Origin of the sequence: Serratia sp. UGAL515B_01 (genome assembly GCF_033095805.1) — a bacterium.
Lineage (GTDB): Bacteria > Pseudomonadota > Gammaproteobacteria > Enterobacterales > Enterobacteriaceae > Chania.
Map to the genome: position 1 here is coordinate 1,813,804 of NZ_CP109901.1, position 19,435 is coordinate 1,833,238.

Below are 19,435 nucleotides of genomic sequence, written 5' to 3' on the forward strand. Positions count from 1 at the left end.
TTGCAGTTTGTAAGAAAGTAAAAACAAACGCGTTTAATATTGAATATCTTCACAGCCCTGAAACAGTTAGTGAGTTCCTGTAATGCCAGCCTGATGTTTTACCATGGTGAAACTCTGTGCTAAGTGTAATTCCTCAGCACAGAGTTTTAGGTTGTGGGTTACCTGGTCGATATACCCAGTTTTTTCATTTTTGATAACAGAGTGGTGCGCTTAAGTCCTAGACGCTGGGCCGCACCGTACGGGCCTGCCACAACGCCATTGGTTTCCTTCAATACGCGCATAATCCGCTGTTGCTCGTTCTCTCCCTGTTGGAACGGTTCAACAGTCGGTGGGGACAATACCGTAGATGACAGCGAATATTGCAACTCGGTAAGTTGCAGATTGAGCACCGTTCCCCGGGTTAATAACACCGCACGCTCAATTACATTTTCTAATTCACGTACATTTCCCGGCCACGGCATCCGGCTTAGAGTACGCAGCGTTTCTGCTGGAATGCTGTTGATAGTACGTTTCATGCGGCGGGCAATCTTGTAGGTCAGGAATTTCACCAAATGTGGGATGTCCTCTGGCCGTTCACGCAGAGGGGGAATGAATATGGGGAAAACATTTAGCCGATAAAACAGATCGCTACGGAATTCACGGTCGAGGACCATTTGCTGCAAATCCCGATTGGTAGCAGCAATCATGCGCACATCCACCGAGATCAGTTTATTGCCCCCTACCCGTTCAAACTCGCGTTCTTGCAATACCCGCAACAGCTTTGGCTGTAGCTCAATGGGGATTTCCCCCACTTCATCCAGGAACAACGTACCTTTGTCTGCCAACTCAAAACGCCCCATGCGTTGGTTAGTCGCACCGGTAAATGCCCCCTTTTCATGACCAAACAGATCGCTTTCCAGCAGCCCCGCAGGCATCACTGCACAGTTCATTTTTACCATACGCTGATCGCGGCGATCGCTCAGATTATGGATGGCCCGAGCAATAAGCTCTTTACCTGTACCTGTTTCACCGAGGATCAGCACGGAACAGTCGCTTTTAGCCACCAATTCTACTTGTTTGAGTACTGACGACATCACCACGCTGCGGCCAACAATCTCGCTAAAATCTGGGTTATTACCGTCAATTTGCTCGGTCAAATAGTGGTTTTCGTATACCAAATTCTCTTTTAATCGACTGATTTCTTGGTAGGCCAACGCATTATCGACTGCAATAGCGATACGCTCAGCGATTTGCTGCAGTACACGAAGATTCACAGCGTTAAAGTTATCCGGTTGGCATTGCGCCAGCTTCAACACCCCCAGCGTTTTTTTACCGAACATCAGTGGTAATATGCACACTATCTGGATTTGCTCTTGGCAAAGCTCGAAAAACTGACGCTCTTGATGTCCCAACGGATCGGAGTGTTTCAGATTTACCAGCAGCATTTCACCACTTTTCATCACCTGCTCCGATAGCGTGCCTGCCAAAGCAATGCTGTACTGTTGACGTTCAGCAATATGCCCCTTCAGATAATGCGTAGAGTAGAGCATCGCCTGTTCTGAGTTATCGCAGCACAACACCATGCTGATGGCATCAATCTTGAAGAAATGGTGAATTTCTTTTGAGATCTCACCGATTAAGTCATCCAAATTGAGTTTAGATAGCACGGCGTTAGTAACGTCCACCAGAATACGATAATCATCACGCTCATGGCACAATTGACGCTTTTCTCTTTCAGCCTTTTCATGATAAGCAATCTGCTTTACCGCTAATCCAACCAGTTCCATCAGCGTCTGCAATTGCACTAGGCAGGCATCACCGAATGGCTGTGTTCTACGGCGCAATAATTCGCAACCGCCGATCAGTTGACCACCTGCATACAACGGCATAAGGCAATACTCAGAGAAGGATGAATACAGTGCCAACATACTGATTTGCGGGTAACGTGCCTGTAAATCATCTACCTGCCAGCACTGCGGTAGTGTGCTATGTTTGAGCCTGCTCACTGGGCCATTCGCCAACAGGGTATCATCCTGATAGCCTACCGATTGTAGACTGGCGTCTAGCCCATATAGGCTGACGCGTTCACTGTTAGGCTCAAACAATACCAGCACTACACCTTCAGCAAGTTGCCAACGCTGTAATACCTGACGCAGTTGCAGTAACAGATCGTGGAAACTGTGCTGGTTAAGTAATATTCTGGTAACTTCGAGTAATTCCTGTTTTTCTAAGCGTAGATTCGACATGGTTTATTACTTGCCTGAGTAGCGAGTCTTAGGCCATGCCCCCCTAACTGCACGCGATAGCCGCTTGCGGTCATTTGCGCGCAAAGCAAGGCTGTCGGGTCTGAACAAAGGGCCACTTTGTCCTTCACTCTCCGCCTTGATGACGAACTTGTGAGTTTGCGACGATACCACGGGCAGTTAAGAGACACAGGCCTACTGTTCAACTTCACAAAGTTTAACGCTGAGCACAGCGTTCTCTCCCAACAGGGTCAACAAATGCGGGGCAAAGGCTCCGAATGGGGTAAATCGAGTAACCGATTGATACCATAAGCGCCCCGCAATCTTATCTGCCGCCCAGCGGTTACTTTGCCAATCACCGCTGCCGCTCTTCCTAGAGGGTGGGCTTGCAAGGCTGCAAGTACTTCCTGTTCAGCCTCCGGCGCGGTGACAATCACTAATTTGCCTTCATTGGCAAAGTTAATGGCCTCCAAACCAAGCAGTTCGCAGATCCCACGTACCGCCGAAGTCACAGGCAAGCGATTTTCTTCTACATCAATCCCCACGCCAGCAGCCTGGGCAAATTCGTGCAGTACGGCATTCACGCCCCCGCGAGTGGCATCGCGAAGCGCACGTACCCCAAGGATAGTACGTAAGGGGTCGATCAACGGTGCCAGCACGGCGCAATCGCTGATCGTATCCAGCGACATGCCTAACTTCTCGCGCAGGTTCAGGATTGCGGCCCCATGATCGCCCAGCGTACCGCTGACGATCACCACGTCACCAGCACATATATTCTGGGCGGCCCACTTGACGTTTGTGGGGATCACTCCGAGCCCGGCAGTATTGATAAACATTTTATCGGCGACACCGCGTTGTACCACCTTAGTATCGCCAGTCACTATTGCAATACCCGCCTGTTGCGCAGTGCTTGCCATTGAAGCCACCACCCGCTGCAAATCCGCCATTGGTAACCCCTCTTCTAAAATGAAACCACAGGATAGATAGCGTGCGCATGCTCCGCTCACGGCAAGATCGTTAGCCGTGCCGCAGACCGCCAATTTACCGATATCGCCGCCGGGAAAGAAAATCGGATCGATTACGTAACTATCCGTGGTAAATGCCAGCCGATCACCCTGCTGTACCAAAGCGGCCAAATCCAGCCTTGCCTGATCTTCCCGTTGGTTCAATTGCGGATTGGCAAATGCGGGCAGAAATACCTCCTCCAGCAATTGCTGCATAGCCTCCCCGCCACTACCGTGGGCCATAGTGATCACCTTATTCATGCCGAAACCTCATCTATCTCACGCCGGTATTGATACCAGGCAGCACAGGCACCTTCAGAAGAGACCATTAATGCGCCAAACGCATTTTGTGGCGTACATATCCGGCCAAACAGCGGGCAATCAGCAGGTTTACAGCGCCCCGTTAACACACGACCACAGCAGGCTTGAGGATGGTCCATCGTTTGGTGCTGTTGCGGACGAAATCGCAGTTCAGCGTCAAATTTTTCATAGGCGGGTTTTAAACTGATACCGGACTCGATAATGATACCCAAACCACGCCATTCACTGTCACCGCCAAAAGCAAACACCTCACTGATGGCCTGCTGTGCCAATAAATTCCCCTGTTCCGCTACCACGCGGCGGTATTGATTCTCGATCTTGTACTGTTGGCAGCAACACTGCTCAATCAGCATCATTACCCCCTGTAAAATATCCAATGGTTCAAAACCAGCCACCACCAGAGGCTTACGGTATTGTTGATTGATAAAAAGGTATGGTGCAGTACCAATCACCATGCTGACATGGCCAGGAGCCAGAAAACCATCAATACATACGTCAGGCTGTTGTAGAAGACTGCGCAGCGTTGGCATCAGGCTAATGTGTTGACAAAATACGCTGAAGTTTTGCAATCCCTCCCGCTTTGCCTGTTGTAACGTCAGCGCGGTCACCGGCATGGTAGTTTCAAAACCCAGTGCAAAAAATACGACCTGCCGCTGCGGGTTTTGCTTAGCCAATGTCAAAGCGTCCAGCGGCGAATACACTACGCGCACATCCGCGCCCTGTTCACGGGCCTGTAATAGTGAACCCTGTTTGCCGGGCACCCGGAGTGCGTCGCCAAACGTGCAGAAAATCACTTCAGGATGTTTGGCAATCTCGCTGCAAGCATCAATACGCCCCATCGGCAACACACACACTGGGCAACCTGGCCCATGGATAAACTCAATCTGTGGCGGTAGCAATTTATCCAAACCAAAACGAAAAATAGCATGGGTATGACCACCACAAACCTCCATAATCTGCAGCGGCCGTTCAGCACTGAACGGCAACTGTTCGGCACGTCGCACAATATGCCGTAATAGTGATTTCACACGTTGCGGATCGCGGAATTCATCAACGTACTCCATGATTGCCTTCCCCTGCTAAAAACAGTGCAACATCAGGCTCTACTTCCCCCATAGCCTGTAACGCTGCCAACATCTCCTCGGCCTCCTGGCGATCGAGGCGGTTCATGGCAAAACCGACGTGGATCAGTACCCAACAACCGAGCAGCGCTTCGAGGGGTTGATTGGCTTGGCATACCAGCGCAATATTCACTTCACGCTGCACGCCGCAAACCTCTGCCCAGGCGTATTGAGGCTGCTCTTCATGCAATGCCACAATCTGACCGGGGACGCCTATGCACATAACTGCTCCTCCAACCATGTCAGCCAGGCTTCCATCCCTTCGCCACCGGTTGCCGACAGGGTAATCACTTCGATGGTGGGATTTACCTGGCGAGCATTGGCAATGCAGGTAGCAACATCAAAGTTCACATACGGCAGCAGATCGATTTTGTTGAGTAACATCAGATTGGCAGCGGCGAACATATGCGGGTACTTCAGTGGTTTGTCTTCCCCCTCGGTAACGGATAACACCGCAACTTTATGTCGCTCTCCCAGATCGAAACTGGCTGGGCAAACCAAATTACCTACGTTCTCGATAAACAGCAGGCTGTTGGGTTTTAAAGCCAGGCATTGCACCGCATCCTGAACCATTTGCGCATCAAGGTGACAACCTTTACCGGTATTGACCTGTATCGCCGCCACGCCGGTAGCACGAATGCGTTCTGCATCATTACTGGTTTGCTGATCCCCCTCCACCACTGCACATTCCCGCATACCACGCAGCCGTAACAGGGTTTCGGTTAACAGGGTGGTTTTGCCAGAGCCGGGACTGGAGACCAGATTCAGTGCCAAAATACGTTGCTGGGCAAAGTGCCGTCGGTTTTGCGCTGCCAGACGATCATTCTTGTCGAGTACACTGGTTTCTATCTCCAGCATCCGACGTTGGCTGATGCCAGGCGCATGGGTTCCCGCTATCCCCAAACCATAATGCAGTTTGCCCTGCACGCTTCTCTGTGGGCGAAACGGGATTTTTACCTCATTTTCAATCGTCACTTCACCGTGGGCACAACCGCAAGTACTGCACATGTTAATTCCCCTTCAATTATTCGATTTCAAGACGTTTTATTTGCATACCGTCATCAGCTATCACCCGCAGGTTGCGCCCGGAACAGTGTGGGCAGACCAACACTTGAGGGACCAGCAACTGAACGTCTGCCTGACAGTCATGGCACCAGCACTGCGCTTGTTGTTCCTGCAAATGCAATTCACAGCCTTCTGCCAAAGTGCCACGGCATACCATATCGAAGCAGAACCTGAGTGATTCCGCTTCCACGCAGGAAAATGCACCAATTTCCAACCACACCGCCGTAATACGTTGCGCAGAATTTTGTTGTGCATGCTGCTGCATGATCTCCAGCGCGTGCTGACACAGCGTTATTTCATGCATTAAACCCACCTGTATTGAATGAATCCGGGCATAAAGAGATAACCTTGCAATTACAGTGCCAAAAACGAATGACATAAATCACATATTTGCTGAATGTCATGTCATCGACATTAATACAGATCTTTATCAGAGGAAGAGAAGGGGCTGAAAGAGCCCAAAATCAATTGAATTTAAAGGAAACGGTGACTCGATAATCATTTTGGCACGATTCATGCTTTATTCAGTAAAATTAACCATATCGAGTGACGATAATGAGTAAAATCCATGAAGTAACCCGACAAGCCGATTACATTGCCAGTATGAACCACTGCTTGAAGACACAATGGCAAACCTATCACAAGACGTTAACCAAGGCCGTCACCACAAGTAAAATCAATATTAATCATAGATTTACATATAGCCAAGAGGGCGATCTACGTTTTCTTTTATTTAACTACTTCATTGTCCGCATCCAACTTGGCGATGATTTTTACAGTCGTGATATCTGCTACAGCATTAATCTGGCCAAATCCCACGAAGCTGAAAACTTCGCCCCCTTCGCCCATGCCATGCTAGATGAAAATGGCAATATTGATGGTGAAGTCAATAGCCACGACATGCAGGCGGTATTGGACCACTACCTAGATAAGATCGCTGTAATTTATCAATGTCTGTATGACTCCTTACATAACGACCACGCTATTCATGACGCCCTGAAAAAAATCACCCTATCAGTCTGATTACTGATACTCAAATGTCGAAATGTCATTTTTTACTGCAGATTTCGTCAAAAGTGACGAAGCAAGGAGTGTGCATGAACCGCTTTATTATTGCGGACCCTAAATTATGTATTGGTTGTAATACCTGCATGGCAAGTTGTTCGACAGAACACCGACTACTGGGTCTACAGGCAATGCCGCGTTTGCAAGTAATACGCAATGCCCAAGCTTCAACGCCAGTGATGTGCCATCAGTGTGAAGATGCACCTTGCGCTCAAGTGTGTCCGGTCAATGCAATCCGCCATCAGGATGATGCCATCGTGCTCAACGAGAGCCTGTGCGTCAGTTGCAAACTTTGTGGGATTGCCTGCCCATTCGGTGCAATTGGCTTTGGTGGCAGTACGCCGCTGGCGATCCCTGCAGATTGCAATACCGCGCTGGCATTGCCTGCTCCCAGTGCGCCTCGTCCCATCAGTATGTTCCTGGATTGCCATCCTGGTGTTCGCGCCGTGGCGGTCAAATGCGATCTTTGTGCCTTCAGCGCCGAAGGTCCGGCCTGTATTCGTACTTGTCCAACACAAGCTATTCGGTTAGTGAACGATCGTGACATGCAGCTTGCCAGTGAGCAGAAAAGGCGCAACGCCATGCAGGCCCTTAATGCCGATCTGCCTCTGGTGAGTTCCCCACAATCCAGCAAAGGATCTAGCCCACTATGACAGCCATTTTTTCCAACCCGTTGCTGCTACTTTCGCTGGCATTCATCGGTTATCTACTGTTCGCGTTATTGAGTTGGTTGCTGGCATCTTCGCCACGCTGCAACCTGTTGCTCGGCGTGGGCACAGCGTTGTGTGCCGTTGCAACACTGCTGTCGGCACTACAGATGTTATTTATGACTCCGGGCAGCACCCACTTGCCATGGCTGAATTATGCAGTGGAAATTCGTGCTCTTGACGCATTGCTTTTACTAGTGATCGCACTCTGCGGACTGTGTGCGGGGCTATTTCACGCAGGCTGGTTGCCCACACTGAAAAATCAGATCAATAGGTGGATGGGGGTATGGGCCAATTTGATGTTAGCAGCACTCAGTGCCGCAGTGATGGCCGATAATGCTGCGGCGCTGCTCTTGCTGTTAGAGCTGGCAGCACTGTGTAGCTATTTTCTGATCGTTAAAAAGGCAGACAGTAAAAGTCAGAGCACTGGACAGAGCTATTTCCTGTTGACGCGGTTGGCGACTTTGCTGTTGATCGTTGCTTTTGCGCTGGTCTATTTCCATAGCCATAGCATACAGTTCAGCGTGATCCGCGCCACAGTATTGCCCGAAGGAGTGCGCACAGCGGTATTTCTGCTGACTTTGGCGGGGTTTGGTATTTATGCCGGGATCATGCCGCTACACGCCTGGGTACCAGGATCCCATAGCCATGCGCCCGCATCGGCGGCAATGCTGTTCTCCTCCGCGTTAATGAAGGTTGGTCTGTTTGGTATAGCGAAAATTGGCTTGGATCTGTTGGGAACGCCGCCACTGTGGTGGGGCCTGCTGGTGCTGATTCTTGCTGCCTGTACCGCTTTTCTGGGGGGGCTGTATGCGCTGATGGAGCACGACCTACGGCGGTTACTGGCTTATCACACGCTAGAAAATATCGGCATCATTCTACTAGGCATCGGCGGCGCAATGGTAGGTCTGTCACTGCAACTCCCGCTGTTGGCAGCACTGTGTTTAATCGGCGGGTTATTCCATCTGCTTAATCATAGTTTATTCAAGAGTGCGCTGTTGTTAGCTGCGGGCGCGATAGAACATCAAACTGGATTGAAAGATATGGAAAGAATGGGCGGTCTGGCACGGCTGATGCCTTGGACTGGACTGGCTCTGATTGTCGGGCTGGTTTCCATGGCCGCCTTACCACCATTGAACGGTTTTGCCAGTGAATGGATGATCTATCAGGGATTGTTCCAGCTCAGCGTGGCACCAACCTTTGTTGGTCATCTGTTCGGTCCGCTGCTAGCGGTGATACTGGCGATTACCGGTGCATTGGCCCTGATGTGCGTTAGCAAAGTGTTTGGCGTCACCTGCCTGGGGGCACCGCGCAGCGAAGCTGCGGCTAACGCTTTTCCAGCCAATCCCTGGTTAACCTTTAGCCATCTGCTACCTGCACTGCTGTGTTTGGTATGCGGTATCGGCTCGCCTTGGCTTATCCCCTTGTTTGCTGATCTGGTTGCCAACACCTTGAACCAGGCCCCTTTAACGTCCAACGCCGTGGTTTCAACGCCGCTGATCGCCCTGTTATTACTGGCGATGCCGTTGCTGCCGCTGCTGATTGCGTTGCGTTATCAGGCTCACCGCCAACCTAAGCGTCAACAAGGGGAAGCCTGGGCCTGTGGGTATGGCCATGAAGCAACAATGGTGATCTCTGCTAGCGGTTTTGCCCAGCCGTTGCGCGTGATGTTCGCCCCGTTCTATCAACTGCGCCGCTGGTTATCATCAAAAAATATGCATCATTCGTTACACTGTAACGGATTTGTGGCGTTCTGCCGTGGCTTTGCCGCGCTAGAGCTGGCGGTGCTGCTCGTTGTGGCCTTTGCCTGAGGAGATGACAATGACTTATTCCACCGCACTATTTGGCCTGCTGCAAGCGGTCATCCTGCTGGCGGTAGCCCCGCTATTTTCCGGGATCAGCCGTATGTTGCGTGCCCGTATCCACAGCCGCCGAGGCCCAGGCTTACTACAGGAATACCGCGATATCGCCAAGCTGCTTAAACGCCAGAATCTGGCACCCGCGGCATCCGGTACAGTGTTCCAACTGATGCCCTATCTGCTGACTGGCACCTTGCTGGCGATTGCCTGTGCATTACCCATGCTGATCGTTGCCTCGCCCTTACCCGCCATCGGCGATCTGATCACGCTGATCTATCTGTTTGCCGTGGTGCGCTTCCTGTTCGTTATTGCTGGACTGGACACCGGCAGTCCATTCACTGCAATAGGAGCCAGTCGTGAGGCAGTACTCGGCATTCTGGTTGAGCCAATCCTGTTACTCGGTTTGTGGGTTACGGCACTGGTTGCCGGTTCCACGCAGTTGAGCGCGATGGTCCAGGGCGTACTGACCCTACCGCACCTTGCCTGGCTGCCGCTGCTGCTTGCAGCGTTGGCCTGCGCCTTTGCCACCTTTATTGAAATGGGCAAATTGCCGTTCGATATGGCCGAAGCCGAACAGGAGTTGCAGGAAGGCCCGCTGACGGAATATTCCGGCGTGGCGCTTGGCATCCTGAAATGGGGTATCAGCCTCAAACAATTAGTGGTGTTGCAACTGTTTCTCGGCGTTTTCATTCCTTGGGGACAAGCAACGACCTTAACTACGCTGCACTTGGTCATAGCGCTGGTGATGGCACTGCTGAAGCTGCTTTGTGCAGTGGTGCTGATCGCCGTTATCGAAAACAGCGTGGCACGTTTACGTTTCCTGAAAACCGGACATACCACCTGGGCCGGGTTCGGGTTAGCTTTTCTGGCACTGGTTTCCTGGCTGGTTGTCGGCTGAAAAATAACAGAGGCAATAATGATTAATCAACAAGTTGGCCAACACTATTTGACGGCGCTGCAGCTGCAGTTTCCAGCCGCCGTACTGGCAGCCGAATGGCAAACTGCCGATCAGTTAACCGTCACCGTTAAACTCAATGCGTTGCCGGAGGTAGTGGAATGGCTCTATTACCAACAAGGTGGCTGGCTCTCCGTCCTATTTGGTAACGATGAGCGGACGCTGTGTGGTCATTACGCGCTGTATTACGTGCTGTCGATGGAGCAAGGCACCAAATGCTGGATCACCGTTCGCACCGAGGTGGATGCTCAGACGCTGGAATTCCCCTCTGTCACCCCCCGCGTTCCCGCCGCCGTGTGGGGCGAGCGCGAAGTGCGTGATATGTATGGCTTGCGCCCAATAGGTCTGCCGGATGAGCGGCGGTTGGTTCTGCCTGATGACTGGCCAGACGATCTCTATCCGTTACGCAAAGATGCTATGGATTATCGCCAACGCCCAGCACCGACCACCGATATGGAAACCTATCCGTTTGAGAGCTTGGCAGGTGCCAAAGCCAATGTGGTGCCGATTGGCCCGCTGCACATTACCTCGGATGAACCCGGGCACTTTCGTCTTTTCGTTGATGGTGAAGACATTATCGATGCTGATTACCGCTTGTTTTACGTGCATCGTGGCATGGAAAAACTGGCAGAAACCCGTATGGGCTATAACGAAGTGACCTTCCTTTCTGACCGGGTATGCGGCATCTGTGGTTTTACCCACAGCGTGGCCTACACTAGCTCGGTGGAAAATGCCATGGGCATTCAGGTGCCAGAACGCGCACAGATGATCCGCTCGATCCTGCTTGAAGTGGAGCGTCTGCATAGCCACCTGCTGAATCTAGGGTTGGCCTGCCACTTTGTTGGTTTTGACTCGGGCTTCATGCAGTTCTTCCGCGTGCGTGAACAGTCAATGAAGATGGCGGAAATATTGACCGGGGCACGCAAAACCTATGGCATGAATCTGATTGGAGGCATCCGCCGCGATATTCTGAAACAAGACATGCTGCAGACCCTACAACTGGCGGCTGGAATGCGTAGTGAACTACGCGATCTGGTCGACATCTTATTGGGTACACCAAATACCGAACAGCGTAGCGTGGGGATTGGGCGCCTCGAACCGCAGGTAGCCCGCGATTACAGCAATGTTGGTCCGATGATCCGTGGTAGCGGTCATCGGCGCGATACGCGGCTCGATCACCCATTTGCCGGCTACGCAAAACTGCCGGTAGTGAGATGTGTTGAAGATGGCTGCGACGTTTACTCCCGCCTGAAGGTACGCATTAACGAAGTCTTCAACTCGCTCGATATCATCGAGTTTGGCCTACAAAACCTGCCTACGGGACCGCTGGTGGTTGAAGGTTTTCGCTATATTCCACACCGCTTTGCGCTGGGTTTTGCCGAGGCACCGCGTGGCGATGACATTCACTGGAGCATGACCGGCGACAATCAGAAGCTGTTCCGCTGGCGCTGCCGCGCAGCCACCTACGCCAATTGGCCCACGCTGCGTTACATGCTGCGCGGCAACACCGTTTCCGACGCACCGTTGATTATCGGCAGCCTTGATCCCTGCTATTCCTGCACCGATCGCATGACCATTGTCGACGTTCGCAAACGCAAGTCCATCGTGGTGCCGTACAAAGAGATAGAACGCTATGGTATCGAGCGGAAAAACAAGCCGTTTTAACAGGAACCCATCATGCTGAAACTGATCAGGAAAGTGTTGAAAACCGGTCATGCCACTACGGCTTATCCGGCGCAACCGTTAGAGGTTGACCCAAATTTTCGCGGTAAACCCGAGTACCACCCACAGCAATGCATTGCCTGTGGAGCCTGCACCAATGCTTGCCCCTCCAATGCGCTGACAATGACCACCGATACCACCTCAGGTACGCTGCGTTGGCAGCTGTTTCTTGGTCGCTGTATTTTCTGCGCCCGTTGTGAGGAGGTTTGTCCAACCACTGCGATCAGGTTATCGCAACAGTTCGAACTGGCAGTCTGGCGCAAAGAAGATTTGTACCAGCAAGCGGATTTTGCCATCTGTCATTGTCGTCAGTGCGGTAAGCCTTATGCCACACAAAAAGAAATTGATTATGCCCTCACCCTGTTAAGCGGCACTCTGCCAGCAAGTGCATCCTTACGCGCGCGGTTTGAAACCTGCGCATCCTGTAAGCAGCAACAGAGCATGATACAGGCTGACAGCATTGATGTTGGGCGTCACCTGACTCGAGAGGTTATCTGATGAACCAAATACTGATCGGCCCGAGGGATGAGAATGGCTTACCGGTACCCATCACCCTCGACAAAAGCATCGCCAAATTGAAAACCACGCTGCTGCGTGACATTCGCCGCTCCGCTTATGTTTACCGGGTGGACTGCGGCGGCTGTAACGGCTGCGAGATTGAAATTTTTGCCGCCATCTCTCCATTATTTGATGCCGAACGCTTTGGTATCAAAGTGGTTCCCTCCCCACGCCATGCCGACATTTTGTTGTTTACCGGGGCCGTGACGCGTGCCATGCGCATCCCAGCGATCCGTGCCTGGCAAGCCTCTCCCGACCCCAAAATCTGTATCTCTTATGGAGCCTGTGGTAATAGCGGGGGTATCTTCCACGATCTGTACTGCGTGTGGGGCGGCACAGACCAAATTGTGCCAGTTGATGTGTATATCCCCGGTTGCCCACCCACGCCAGCCGCCACGCTTTACGGTTTCGCTATGGCGCTAGGACTGCTGGAGCAGAAAATCAAAGGCCAACAGCATGATGAAACCCAAGGACAAGGCTCAGAGATCTTGCATCCTGCCCTGCCACAGCCGCTGCGCGTCTTGTTAGATCGCGAGGCCCGCCGTATGGCGGGTTACCGCTATGGTCGCCAGATCGCTGATCAATTTATGCAGTTGCTGACAACAGAAGATCCCGTTTCTTTGGAACAGCGTGTTAACCACTACCTGCAACAACAGGACGATCTGCGGTTAAGCGAGATCATGGGCAATCTGTTGGCGATTTATCGTCGTGTGCAAACAGGGGAGCTAAGGCTATGAGTATTGATGCATCTACCGTGGTGTTTTATTCCCTGAGCCGCAAGTTTGTACAGGAGAAGAAAGCGCCGCCGCAAGCCCAGGAGGTGATCTATTACAGTTTGGCGATTGGCCACCATTTGGGCGTAATAGACTGCCTAGAAGCCAAACTCAGTTGCCCTTTTGCAGGCTTTCGCCGTTGGGTCGGTCAGTTGCCTGCTGGCAGTGACGCCAGACACAAGTTGGAGGGCATTGAGCGTTTTGGTGAGATCTGTATCGACAGTAGTCATACCCATCTTCTGGCTACTGCATTGAGCAAGGCCATTCCACGGATGCTCCCCGAACAACAGGACTGGAGTCAACGATTAATCGCCTTGTTGCAATCCATCGAAAACGAACCTGCCGTTTACCTGATGGTTCGGAGACACCATGACTAACGTTCTGTTGTGTGTTGGCAATTGCATGATGGGTGATGACGGGGCCGGTCCCTTGCTGGCAGAACTTTGCGCTAGCGCACCACCGCCGGGCTGGACGGTTATCGATGGTGGTGCGGTACCAGAAAATGACATCGGGCATATTCGCGCGTTGTGCCCTGAGCGATTGGTGATCGTTGATGCCACCGATATGGGATTAACCCCGGGGGAAATACGTATTATTGATCAACAGGATATCGCCGAGATGTTCATCATGACGACCCATAACCTACCGCTAAATGTGCTGATTGAGCAACTGCAAGCAGACGTGCCAGAGATTACTTTTATCGGCATACAGCCTGATGTAGTGGCATTTTACTATCCACTCAGTGCAGCTGTTCGGCAAGCTGTTAGTACTTTGCACCAGCGGCTGAATAGTTGGGGAGGCACGGGAGGGTTTGCGCAACTGAAAATGACGAATGACTGACATTGGCAACGTCACTTGTGTCGAGACTGTGTCGATATGCCACCATTAAAAACCGTAACTATCTATTTTTATAGGTTTTTTATTTTATGGCACGTTTTGTGTATAGCCAGAAGCAGAACATACACATGGTCACAATCGGCTTACCCAGGAGTTATTAATGAACCGGTTTATTATCGCCGACCCCAAAAAGTGCATCGGCTGCCGTACCTGCGAGATTGCCTGCGTCATGGCGCACAGCGAGAACCAGGATATTTCTCTACTGAACACCGCGACTTTCGCCCCCCGTATTCATGTGATCAAAGGCGTAAACGTTAGTACTGCCGTACTGTGTCGTCAATGTGAAGATGCTCCTTGTGCTAACGTCTGTCCCAATGGCGCTATCAGCCGAACTGATAACATGGTGTTAGTCAAACAGGAATGTTGCATCGGCTGTAAAACCTGCGTTGTGGCATGTCCCTACGGTGCAATGGAGGTAATCACCCATCCAATCATCCGCCAGAATGGAGCAACACTAAGTCACGTCTCAGAGAAAGCCGAAGCCCATAAATGCGATCTTTGTATTGGCCGTGAGAACGGTCCTGCCTGTATGGAAACCTGCCCTACCAATGCACTGCATTGTGTAGACCGCAATATGTTACAGGAAATGAACGCCGAGAAACGTCGCCGTGCCGCGCTCGACACTATGTCATCACTGTTTTAGGAACTGAAAAGATGGAAAAAATTACCACTGTCTGCCCTTACTGTGGTGCAGGCTGCAAAATGAAACTGGTGGTCAATAACGGCAAAATCATCCGTGCCGAAGCGGCTAACGGTGTTACCAATCAGGGTGAACTGTGTCTGAAAGGTTATTACGGCTGGGATTTTCTCAATGACACTAAACTGCTCACACCTCGCCTGAGTCAACCACTGATCCGTCGAGAGAAAGGCGGAAAATTTGAGGCAGTCAGTTGGGATGAAGCCATTCGTTATACGGCACTGCGGCTGAAAGAAATCAAACAAAAATATGGGCCAGGCGCCATTATGCATACTGGTTCATCACGCGGTACCGGTAATGAAACCAACTATGTGATGCAAAAATTCGCTCGTGCGGTGATCGGCACCAACAATATCGACTGCTGTGCCCGGGTGTGCCACGGCCCTTCGGTCGCCGGTTTGAAGGCTACGCTCGGCAATGGTGCGATGAGCAACTCGATTGGTGATATTGAAAACTCTAAATGTCTGCTGATCATCGGCTATAACTGTGCAGAATCGCACCCGATCGTAGCTCGCCGGGTGCTGAAAGCTAAAGAGAAAGGCGCGAAGATCGTGGTCTGCGATCCACGCCGCATAGAGACCGCGCGCATTGCCGATCAGCATTTGCAAATCAACAACGGCTGCAACATGGCACTGATCAATGCATTCGCTTATGTGCTGATTGAAGAAAATCTGTATGACCGCGATTACGTTGCAAAATATACCGAGGGTTTCGACGCTTATCGTCAACAGCTCGCCGATTACGCACCAGAAGCGGTAGAACACTTGACTGGCGTCAGCGCACAGCAAATCCGTCAGGCAATGCGGACATACGCTAGTGCCCCTTCCGCCACCATTATGTGGGGGATGGGCGTCACCCAGTTTGGTCAGGCGGTGGACGTGGTGAAAGGCATTGCCAGTTTGGCTCTACTCACCGGTAATCTTGGACGAGCTAACGTGGGTGTAGGGCCGGTGCGCGGGCAGAATAACGTTCAAGGTGCCTGTGATATGGGGGTACTGCCGAACGAGTTCCCTGGCTATCAGGCCGTCACTGACGCTAATGTACGCGCCAAATTCGCGAAGGCTTGGGGAATTGATGCCGCCAAGATGGACCCGGAGGTAGGTTACCGCATCACGGAAATACCACACTTGGCTCATGAAGGTAAAGTCAAAGCCTACTACATCATGGGGGAAGATCCGTTACAAACCGAGGCCGATTTGAGCATGGTGCGTAGCGCGTTCGACGAACTTGAGTTTGTGGTGGTACAGGACATCTTTATGACCAAAACCGCTGAAAAGGCCGACGTGATCTTGCCCGCCACCTCTTGGGGGGAACATAGCGGCATCTTCTCTTGCGCCGACCGTGGCTTCCAACGTTTCGAAAAGGCCATTGAACCGCAATATAACGTCAAACGTGACTGGGAAATTATCTGCCTGATAGCCACTGAGTTGGGGTATCCGATGCATTATGATAACAATCAGCAGATTTGGGACGAAATGCGCGAGCTGTGCCCCCTATTTTACGGTGCAACTTATGAAAAAATAGGTGAACTCGGGCATGTACAGTGGCCGTGTACCACGTTGGAAAGCCCAGGAACACCTTATTTGTATCAGGACAATTTGTTCACGACCCCTTCCGGTAAAGGGCAATTGTTTGCCACAGCCTGGCGTCCACCTGCTGAAGTGCCTGATGCCAGCTACCCCTTAATCTTGAGCACCGTGCGTGAGGTGGGACACTATTCGTGCCGTTCTATGACCGGAAACTGCGCAGCATTGCAAACGTTGGCGGATGAACCCGGCTTTGTACAAATCAATCCGCAGGACGCGAGCGCATTGGGTATCGCTGACCAGCAACTGGTATGGGTTGCTTCACGCCGTGGCAAGGTGATCACCCGTGCCAACTACAACGAGCGCATTAATCAGGGGGCGGTATATATGACCTACCAATGGTGGATTGGTGCTTGTAATGAGCTGACACAGGAAAACTTGGACCCGATCTCCAAAACACCAGAAACCAAGTACTGCGCAGTGAAAGTAGAAGCGATTGCCGATCAGAACTGGGCAGAAAACTATGCGCAACAGAGCTATAGCGATATGAAAGCCCGCCTACGCAGTGCCGCAGAAGACCTGGTATAGCAGCAACGAGTGGCGCGGCATCTGCTGCGCCCTAGGTACCACTGAAGGTAATCAACTATGTCCCATTCAGGATTGCTACTGCGGATCAGCGGTAAAGTACAGGGGGTCGGCTTTCGGCCGTTCGTCTGGCAGTTGGCCGAACAGCTCAACCTGTGCGGCGAAGTATGGAACGACAGTGCCGGGGTTGAGATCCGCTTGGTTAAGCCGCTAGATACCGACCTTTTCCTCCACGTTCTGCGTCATCATGCTCCGCCTCTGGCGCAGATAGAATCTATCGAACAACAAGCGTTTACCTGGCTACAGGCTCCGACGGAGTTCAGTATCCGTGCTAGCCGCTCTGGCAGTATGGATACACAGGTTATACCGGATGCAGCCACCTGTCCGCATTGCCTGCAAGAAATGAATGATCCAGAAAATCGCCGTTATCGCTACCCATTTATCAACTGTACCCATTGTGGCCCGCGTTTTACGATTATCCGCACCATGCCTTATGATCGCCCAGCAACCAGTATGGCAACCTTCGATCTTTGTCCTGACTGTGCCCAAGAGTACCATTCAGCAAGGGATCGTCGTTTTCATGCCCAGCCAGTGGCTTGTGAAGTATGTGGGCCGCAGCTGTTCTGCGTTACGGCTGAAGATACGGTCCGTTTTCGCGGAGAAGCAGCGCTACAACATGCGCTAGCAGCGATGAGATCGGGTAAAGTTGTTGCCATAAAAGGCATCGGTGGTTTTCATCTCGCCTGTGATGCGACTAACCCGCAGGCCATCGCACGCTTGAGAGTGCGCAAACGGCGGCCCGGAAAACCGCTGGCAGTCATGCTGCCAAATGCCAGTTGGCTGGCACGATGCACTTATAATACCGACCTAAAGCAGTTAGAGGCTTTGTTAACCTCCCCTGCAGCCCCCATCGTTCTGGTACCACTGAAACAACCTTCCCCCTTTTGCCCAGCGGTTGCTCCGGGGTTGGATGAAGTTGGAATAATGCTTGCCTCCAACCCTCTGCAACATCTGTTGATGCAGGCCATACAGCGCCCACTGGTGATGACGTCTGGCAATGCCGCTGGCTGTGCCCCTGCATTGGACAATACCCAAGTATTGGCAGATTTGGCGGGGATTGCTGACCTCTTTCTGCTGCACGACCGTGAAATTTTACAACGTGCAGATGATTCGCTGGTGCGTCTGCTACCGGATGGTTATGAAACGCTGCGCCGAGCACGTGGCTTTGTTCCCGATGCTCTTCCGCTCCCCGCCGGTTTCCCGCCACAGTCGCCATTGCTGGCGGTCGGCGGCGATCGCAAGAATACCTTTTGCCTGATTCAGGGCAACCAGGCCATTCTTAGTACACATTTTGGTAATCTTGAGCGGGAGGATGTGCAACAACAGTGGCAACAGGCCATAAATCATTTCAGCCAGCTCTACCATTGCCAGCCTCAACGCCTGGCTGCCGACATTCATCCCGACTACGTTAGCCACCAATGGGCAGCACGGCAATCGCTGCCGACTACACCTGTTTTGCATCATCATGCCCATTTGGCTGCCTGTCTTGGCGAACATGACTGGCCAATGGAAGAGGGCGAGGTTATCGGCCTTGCATTAGATGGCATCGGATATGGTCAAGACGGTGCACTGTGGGGCGGAGAATGTTTACTGTTCGACTATCGCCGTTGCCGTCACCTTGGTGGGCTCCCGGCAGTAGCACTGCCCGGTGGCGATCTGGCTGCAACACAACCCTGGCGTAATCAGTTGGCACACTTTGCACGTTTCGTCACGGATTGGCAGAGCTATCCCCAGGCCAGTGGACTTTTGGCGCGCCCGTGGCAGCCGCTATTGAAAGCTATTACGGCGGGGATTAATGCCCCTCAGGCCTCTTCTTGCGGTCGGTTGTTTGACGCTGCGGCTGCCGTGCTCGGCTGTGCGCCTGAACAGCAGAGTTGGGAGGGCGAAGCCGCTTGCCGCCTTGAGGTCCTTGCCCAGCAGAGCGGCCCTTGTCCACACCCAGTGACTCTGCCGTTGCAGGGCAACCAACTTGATTTAGCCCGCTTCTGGCACCAGTGGCTGAACTGGAAAGCTCCCACCTCGCAACAGGCCTGGGCATTCCATGATGCGCTGGCAACGGGGTTTGCCCGCTTGGCAAAACACTTTGCCAACCAATATAGCATTCATCATGTTGCATTAAGCGGTGGCGTAATGCACAACCGTTTGTTGCGTCAACGTTTGCAGCACCATCTGGCCCCGCTGCATGTATTGCTTCCACACAAACTGCCTGCTGGCGATGGTGGACTGGCTTTTGGCCAGGCACTTGTTGCTTGCGCGCAACGTGAAGCACATTCCACTTTAAACCCTGACAGGATCTAG

Annotated in this window: 18 protein-coding genes; 12 read left to right on the forward strand and 6 right to left on the reverse strand. The window is 52.1% G+C overall.

Going from position 1 to position 19,435, the window contains the following annotated elements:
* Positions 1 to 158: 158 nt before the first annotated feature.
* The 6 genes from flhA to hypA form a co-directional block, all read right to left on the reverse strand.
* The gene (flhA, locus tag OK023_RS08365) at positions 159 to 2,225 is read right to left on the reverse strand and encodes a formate hydrogenlyase transcriptional activator FlhA (protein WP_317696844.1); all 2,067 of its coding nucleotides are present in this window, start codon (positions 2,223 to 2,225) and stop codon (positions 159 to 161) included.
* Positions 2,226 to 2,473: 248 nt separating this feature from the next.
* A complete protein-coding gene (gene hypE, locus OK023_RS08370; RefSeq protein WP_317696847.1) occupies positions 2,474 to 3,487 on the reverse strand; it encodes a hydrogenase expression/formation protein HypE in 1,014 nt (337 codons plus the stop codon).
* Entirely contained in the window at positions 3,484 to 4,611 is a 1,128-nt protein-coding gene (hypD, locus tag OK023_RS08375; protein ID WP_317696849.1) for a hydrogenase formation protein HypD, read from the reverse strand. Before hypD ends, hypE begins: the two co-directional genes overlap by 4 nt.
* Complete coding sequence (locus OK023_RS08380; RefSeq protein WP_317696851.1) at positions 4,598 to 4,891, reverse strand: HypC/HybG/HupF family hydrogenase formation chaperone; 294 nt, start codon at positions 4,889 to 4,891, stop codon at positions 4,598 to 4,600. The genes hypD and OK023_RS08380 overlap by 14 nt, the downstream gene beginning before the upstream one ends.
* Positions 4,882 to 5,676 (reverse strand): hydrogenase nickel incorporation protein HypB, encoded by a 795-nt coding sequence (gene hypB, locus OK023_RS08385; protein WP_317696853.1) that lies wholly within the window; start codon positions 5,674 to 5,676, stop codon positions 4,882 to 4,884. Before hypB ends, OK023_RS08380 begins: the two co-directional genes overlap by 10 nt.
* A 16-nt stretch (positions 5,677 to 5,692) precedes the next feature.
* A complete protein-coding gene (hypA, locus tag OK023_RS08390) occupies positions 5,693 to 6,037 on the reverse strand; it encodes a hydrogenase maturation nickel metallochaperone HypA (protein WP_317696855.1) in 345 nt (114 codons plus the stop codon).
* 251 nt (positions 6,038 to 6,288) lie between these two features.
* Between hypA and OK023_RS08395 the strand changes: the two genes are divergently transcribed.
* The 12 genes from OK023_RS08395 to hypF all read left to right on the forward strand — a co-directional run bounded on the left by OK023_RS08395 (position 6,289) and on the right by hypF (position 19,435).
* The gene (locus OK023_RS08395; protein ID WP_317696857.1) at positions 6,289 to 6,756 is read left to right on the forward strand and encodes a formate hydrogenlyase regulator HycA; all 468 of its coding nucleotides are present in this window, start codon (positions 6,289 to 6,291) and stop codon (positions 6,754 to 6,756) included.
* A 74-nt stretch (positions 6,757 to 6,830) separates the two neighbouring features.
* Positions 6,831 to 7,451, forward strand: coding sequence for a 4Fe-4S dicluster domain-containing protein (locus OK023_RS08400; protein ID WP_317696859.1), 621 nt, complete (start codon positions 6,831 to 6,833; stop codon positions 7,449 to 7,451).
* Positions 7,448 to 9,316, forward strand: coding sequence for a proton-conducting transporter membrane subunit (locus OK023_RS08405; protein WP_317696862.1), 1,869 nt, complete (start codon positions 7,448 to 7,450; stop codon positions 9,314 to 9,316). Before OK023_RS08400 ends, OK023_RS08405 begins: the two co-directional genes overlap by 4 nt.
* Positions 9,317 to 9,326: 10 nt before the next feature.
* Positions 9,327 to 10,262 (forward strand): respiratory chain complex I subunit 1 family protein, encoded by a 936-nt coding sequence (locus OK023_RS08410; RefSeq protein ID WP_317696865.1) that lies wholly within the window; start codon positions 9,327 to 9,329, stop codon positions 10,260 to 10,262.
* Between the two features lie 18 nt (positions 10,263 to 10,280).
* On the forward strand, positions 10,281 to 11,984 hold the full coding sequence (locus OK023_RS08415; RefSeq protein ID WP_317696868.1) for a hydrogenase large subunit: 1,704 nt from the start codon (positions 10,281 to 10,283) through the stop codon (positions 11,982 to 11,984).
* A 12-nt stretch (positions 11,985 to 11,996) separates the two neighbouring features.
* Positions 11,997 to 12,539, forward strand: coding sequence for a formate hydrogenlyase complex iron-sulfur subunit (locus tag OK023_RS08420; protein ID WP_317696871.1), 543 nt, complete (start codon positions 11,997 to 11,999; stop codon positions 12,537 to 12,539).
* On the forward strand, positions 12,539 to 13,336 hold the full coding sequence (locus tag OK023_RS08425; RefSeq protein WP_317696873.1) for an NADH-quinone oxidoreductase subunit B family protein: 798 nt from the start codon (positions 12,539 to 12,541) through the stop codon (positions 13,334 to 13,336). The genes OK023_RS08420 and OK023_RS08425 overlap by 1 nt, the downstream gene beginning before the upstream one ends.
* Positions 13,333 to 13,749 (forward strand): formate hydrogenlyase maturation HycH family protein, encoded by a 417-nt coding sequence (locus OK023_RS08430; RefSeq protein ID WP_317696875.1) that lies wholly within the window; start codon positions 13,333 to 13,335, stop codon positions 13,747 to 13,749. Before OK023_RS08425 ends, OK023_RS08430 begins: the two co-directional genes overlap by 4 nt.
* On the forward strand, positions 13,742 to 14,212 hold the full coding sequence (gene hycI / locus OK023_RS08435) for a hydrogenase maturation peptidase HycI (RefSeq protein WP_317696877.1): 471 nt from the start codon (positions 13,742 to 13,744) through the stop codon (positions 14,210 to 14,212). Before OK023_RS08430 ends, hycI begins: the two co-directional genes overlap by 8 nt.
* A gap of 157 nt (positions 14,213 to 14,369) precedes the next feature.
* Entirely contained in the window at positions 14,370 to 14,912 is a 543-nt protein-coding gene (hydN, locus tag OK023_RS08440) for an electron transport protein HydN (RefSeq protein WP_317696879.1), read from the forward strand.
* Between the two features lie 11 nt (positions 14,913 to 14,923).
* Positions 14,924 to 17,080, forward strand: coding sequence for a formate dehydrogenase subunit alpha (gene fdhF, locus OK023_RS08445; protein WP_317696881.1), 2,157 nt, complete (start codon positions 14,924 to 14,926; stop codon positions 17,078 to 17,080).
* Positions 17,081 to 17,137: 57 nt separating this feature from the next.
* A complete protein-coding gene (gene hypF / locus OK023_RS08450) occupies positions 17,138 to 19,435 on the forward strand; it encodes a carbamoyltransferase HypF (protein WP_317696883.1) in 2,298 nt (765 codons plus the stop codon).

What these genes read in the sequence shown, in the direction of transcription:
- flhA (WP_317696844.1), bottom strand. Translation starts at nt 2,225, where the DNA reads ATGTCGAATCTACGCTTAGAAAAACAGGAATTACTCGAAGTTACCAGA.
- hypE (WP_317696847.1), bottom strand. Translation starts at nt 3,487, where the DNA reads ATGAATAAGGTGATCACTATGGCCCACGGTAGTGGCGGGGAGGCTATG.
- hypD (WP_317696849.1), bottom strand. Translation starts at nt 4,611, where the DNA reads ATGGAGTACGTTGATGAATTCCGCGATCCGCAACGTGTGAAATCACTA.
- OK023_RS08380 (WP_317696851.1), bottom strand. Translation starts at nt 4,891, where the DNA reads ATGTGCATAGGCGTCCCCGGTCAGATTGTGGCATTGCATGAAGAGCAG.
- hypB (WP_317696853.1), bottom strand. Translation starts at nt 5,676, where the DNA reads ATGTGCAGTACTTGCGGTTGTGCCCACGGTGAAGTGACGATTGAAAAT.
- hypA (WP_317696855.1), bottom strand. Translation starts at nt 6,037, where the DNA reads ATGCATGAAATAACGCTGTGTCAGCACGCGCTGGAGATCATGCAGCAG.
- OK023_RS08395 (WP_317696857.1), top strand. Translation starts at nt 6,289, where the DNA reads ATGAGTAAAATCCATGAAGTAACCCGACAAGCCGATTACATTGCCAGT.
- OK023_RS08400 (WP_317696859.1), top strand. Translation starts at nt 6,831, where the DNA reads ATGAACCGCTTTATTATTGCGGACCCTAAATTATGTATTGGTTGTAAT.
- OK023_RS08405 (WP_317696862.1), top strand. Translation starts at nt 7,448, where the DNA reads ATGACAGCCATTTTTTCCAACCCGTTGCTGCTACTTTCGCTGGCATTC.
- OK023_RS08410 (WP_317696865.1), top strand. Translation starts at nt 9,327, where the DNA reads ATGACTTATTCCACCGCACTATTTGGCCTGCTGCAAGCGGTCATCCTG.
- OK023_RS08415 (WP_317696868.1), top strand. Translation starts at nt 10,281, where the DNA reads ATGATTAATCAACAAGTTGGCCAACACTATTTGACGGCGCTGCAGCTG.
- OK023_RS08420 (WP_317696871.1), top strand. Translation starts at nt 11,997, where the DNA reads ATGCTGAAACTGATCAGGAAAGTGTTGAAAACCGGTCATGCCACTACG.
- OK023_RS08425 (WP_317696873.1), top strand. Translation starts at nt 12,539, where the DNA reads ATGAACCAAATACTGATCGGCCCGAGGGATGAGAATGGCTTACCGGTA.
- OK023_RS08430 (WP_317696875.1), top strand. Translation starts at nt 13,333, where the DNA reads ATGAGTATTGATGCATCTACCGTGGTGTTTTATTCCCTGAGCCGCAAG.
- hycI (WP_317696877.1), top strand. Translation starts at nt 13,742, where the DNA reads ATGACTAACGTTCTGTTGTGTGTTGGCAATTGCATGATGGGTGATGAC.
- hydN (WP_317696879.1), top strand. Translation starts at nt 14,370, where the DNA reads ATGAACCGGTTTATTATCGCCGACCCCAAAAAGTGCATCGGCTGCCGT.
- fdhF (WP_317696881.1), top strand. Translation starts at nt 14,924, where the DNA reads ATGGAAAAAATTACCACTGTCTGCCCTTACTGTGGTGCAGGCTGCAAA.
- hypF (WP_317696883.1), top strand. Translation starts at nt 17,138, where the DNA reads ATGTCCCATTCAGGATTGCTACTGCGGATCAGCGGTAAAGTACAGGGG.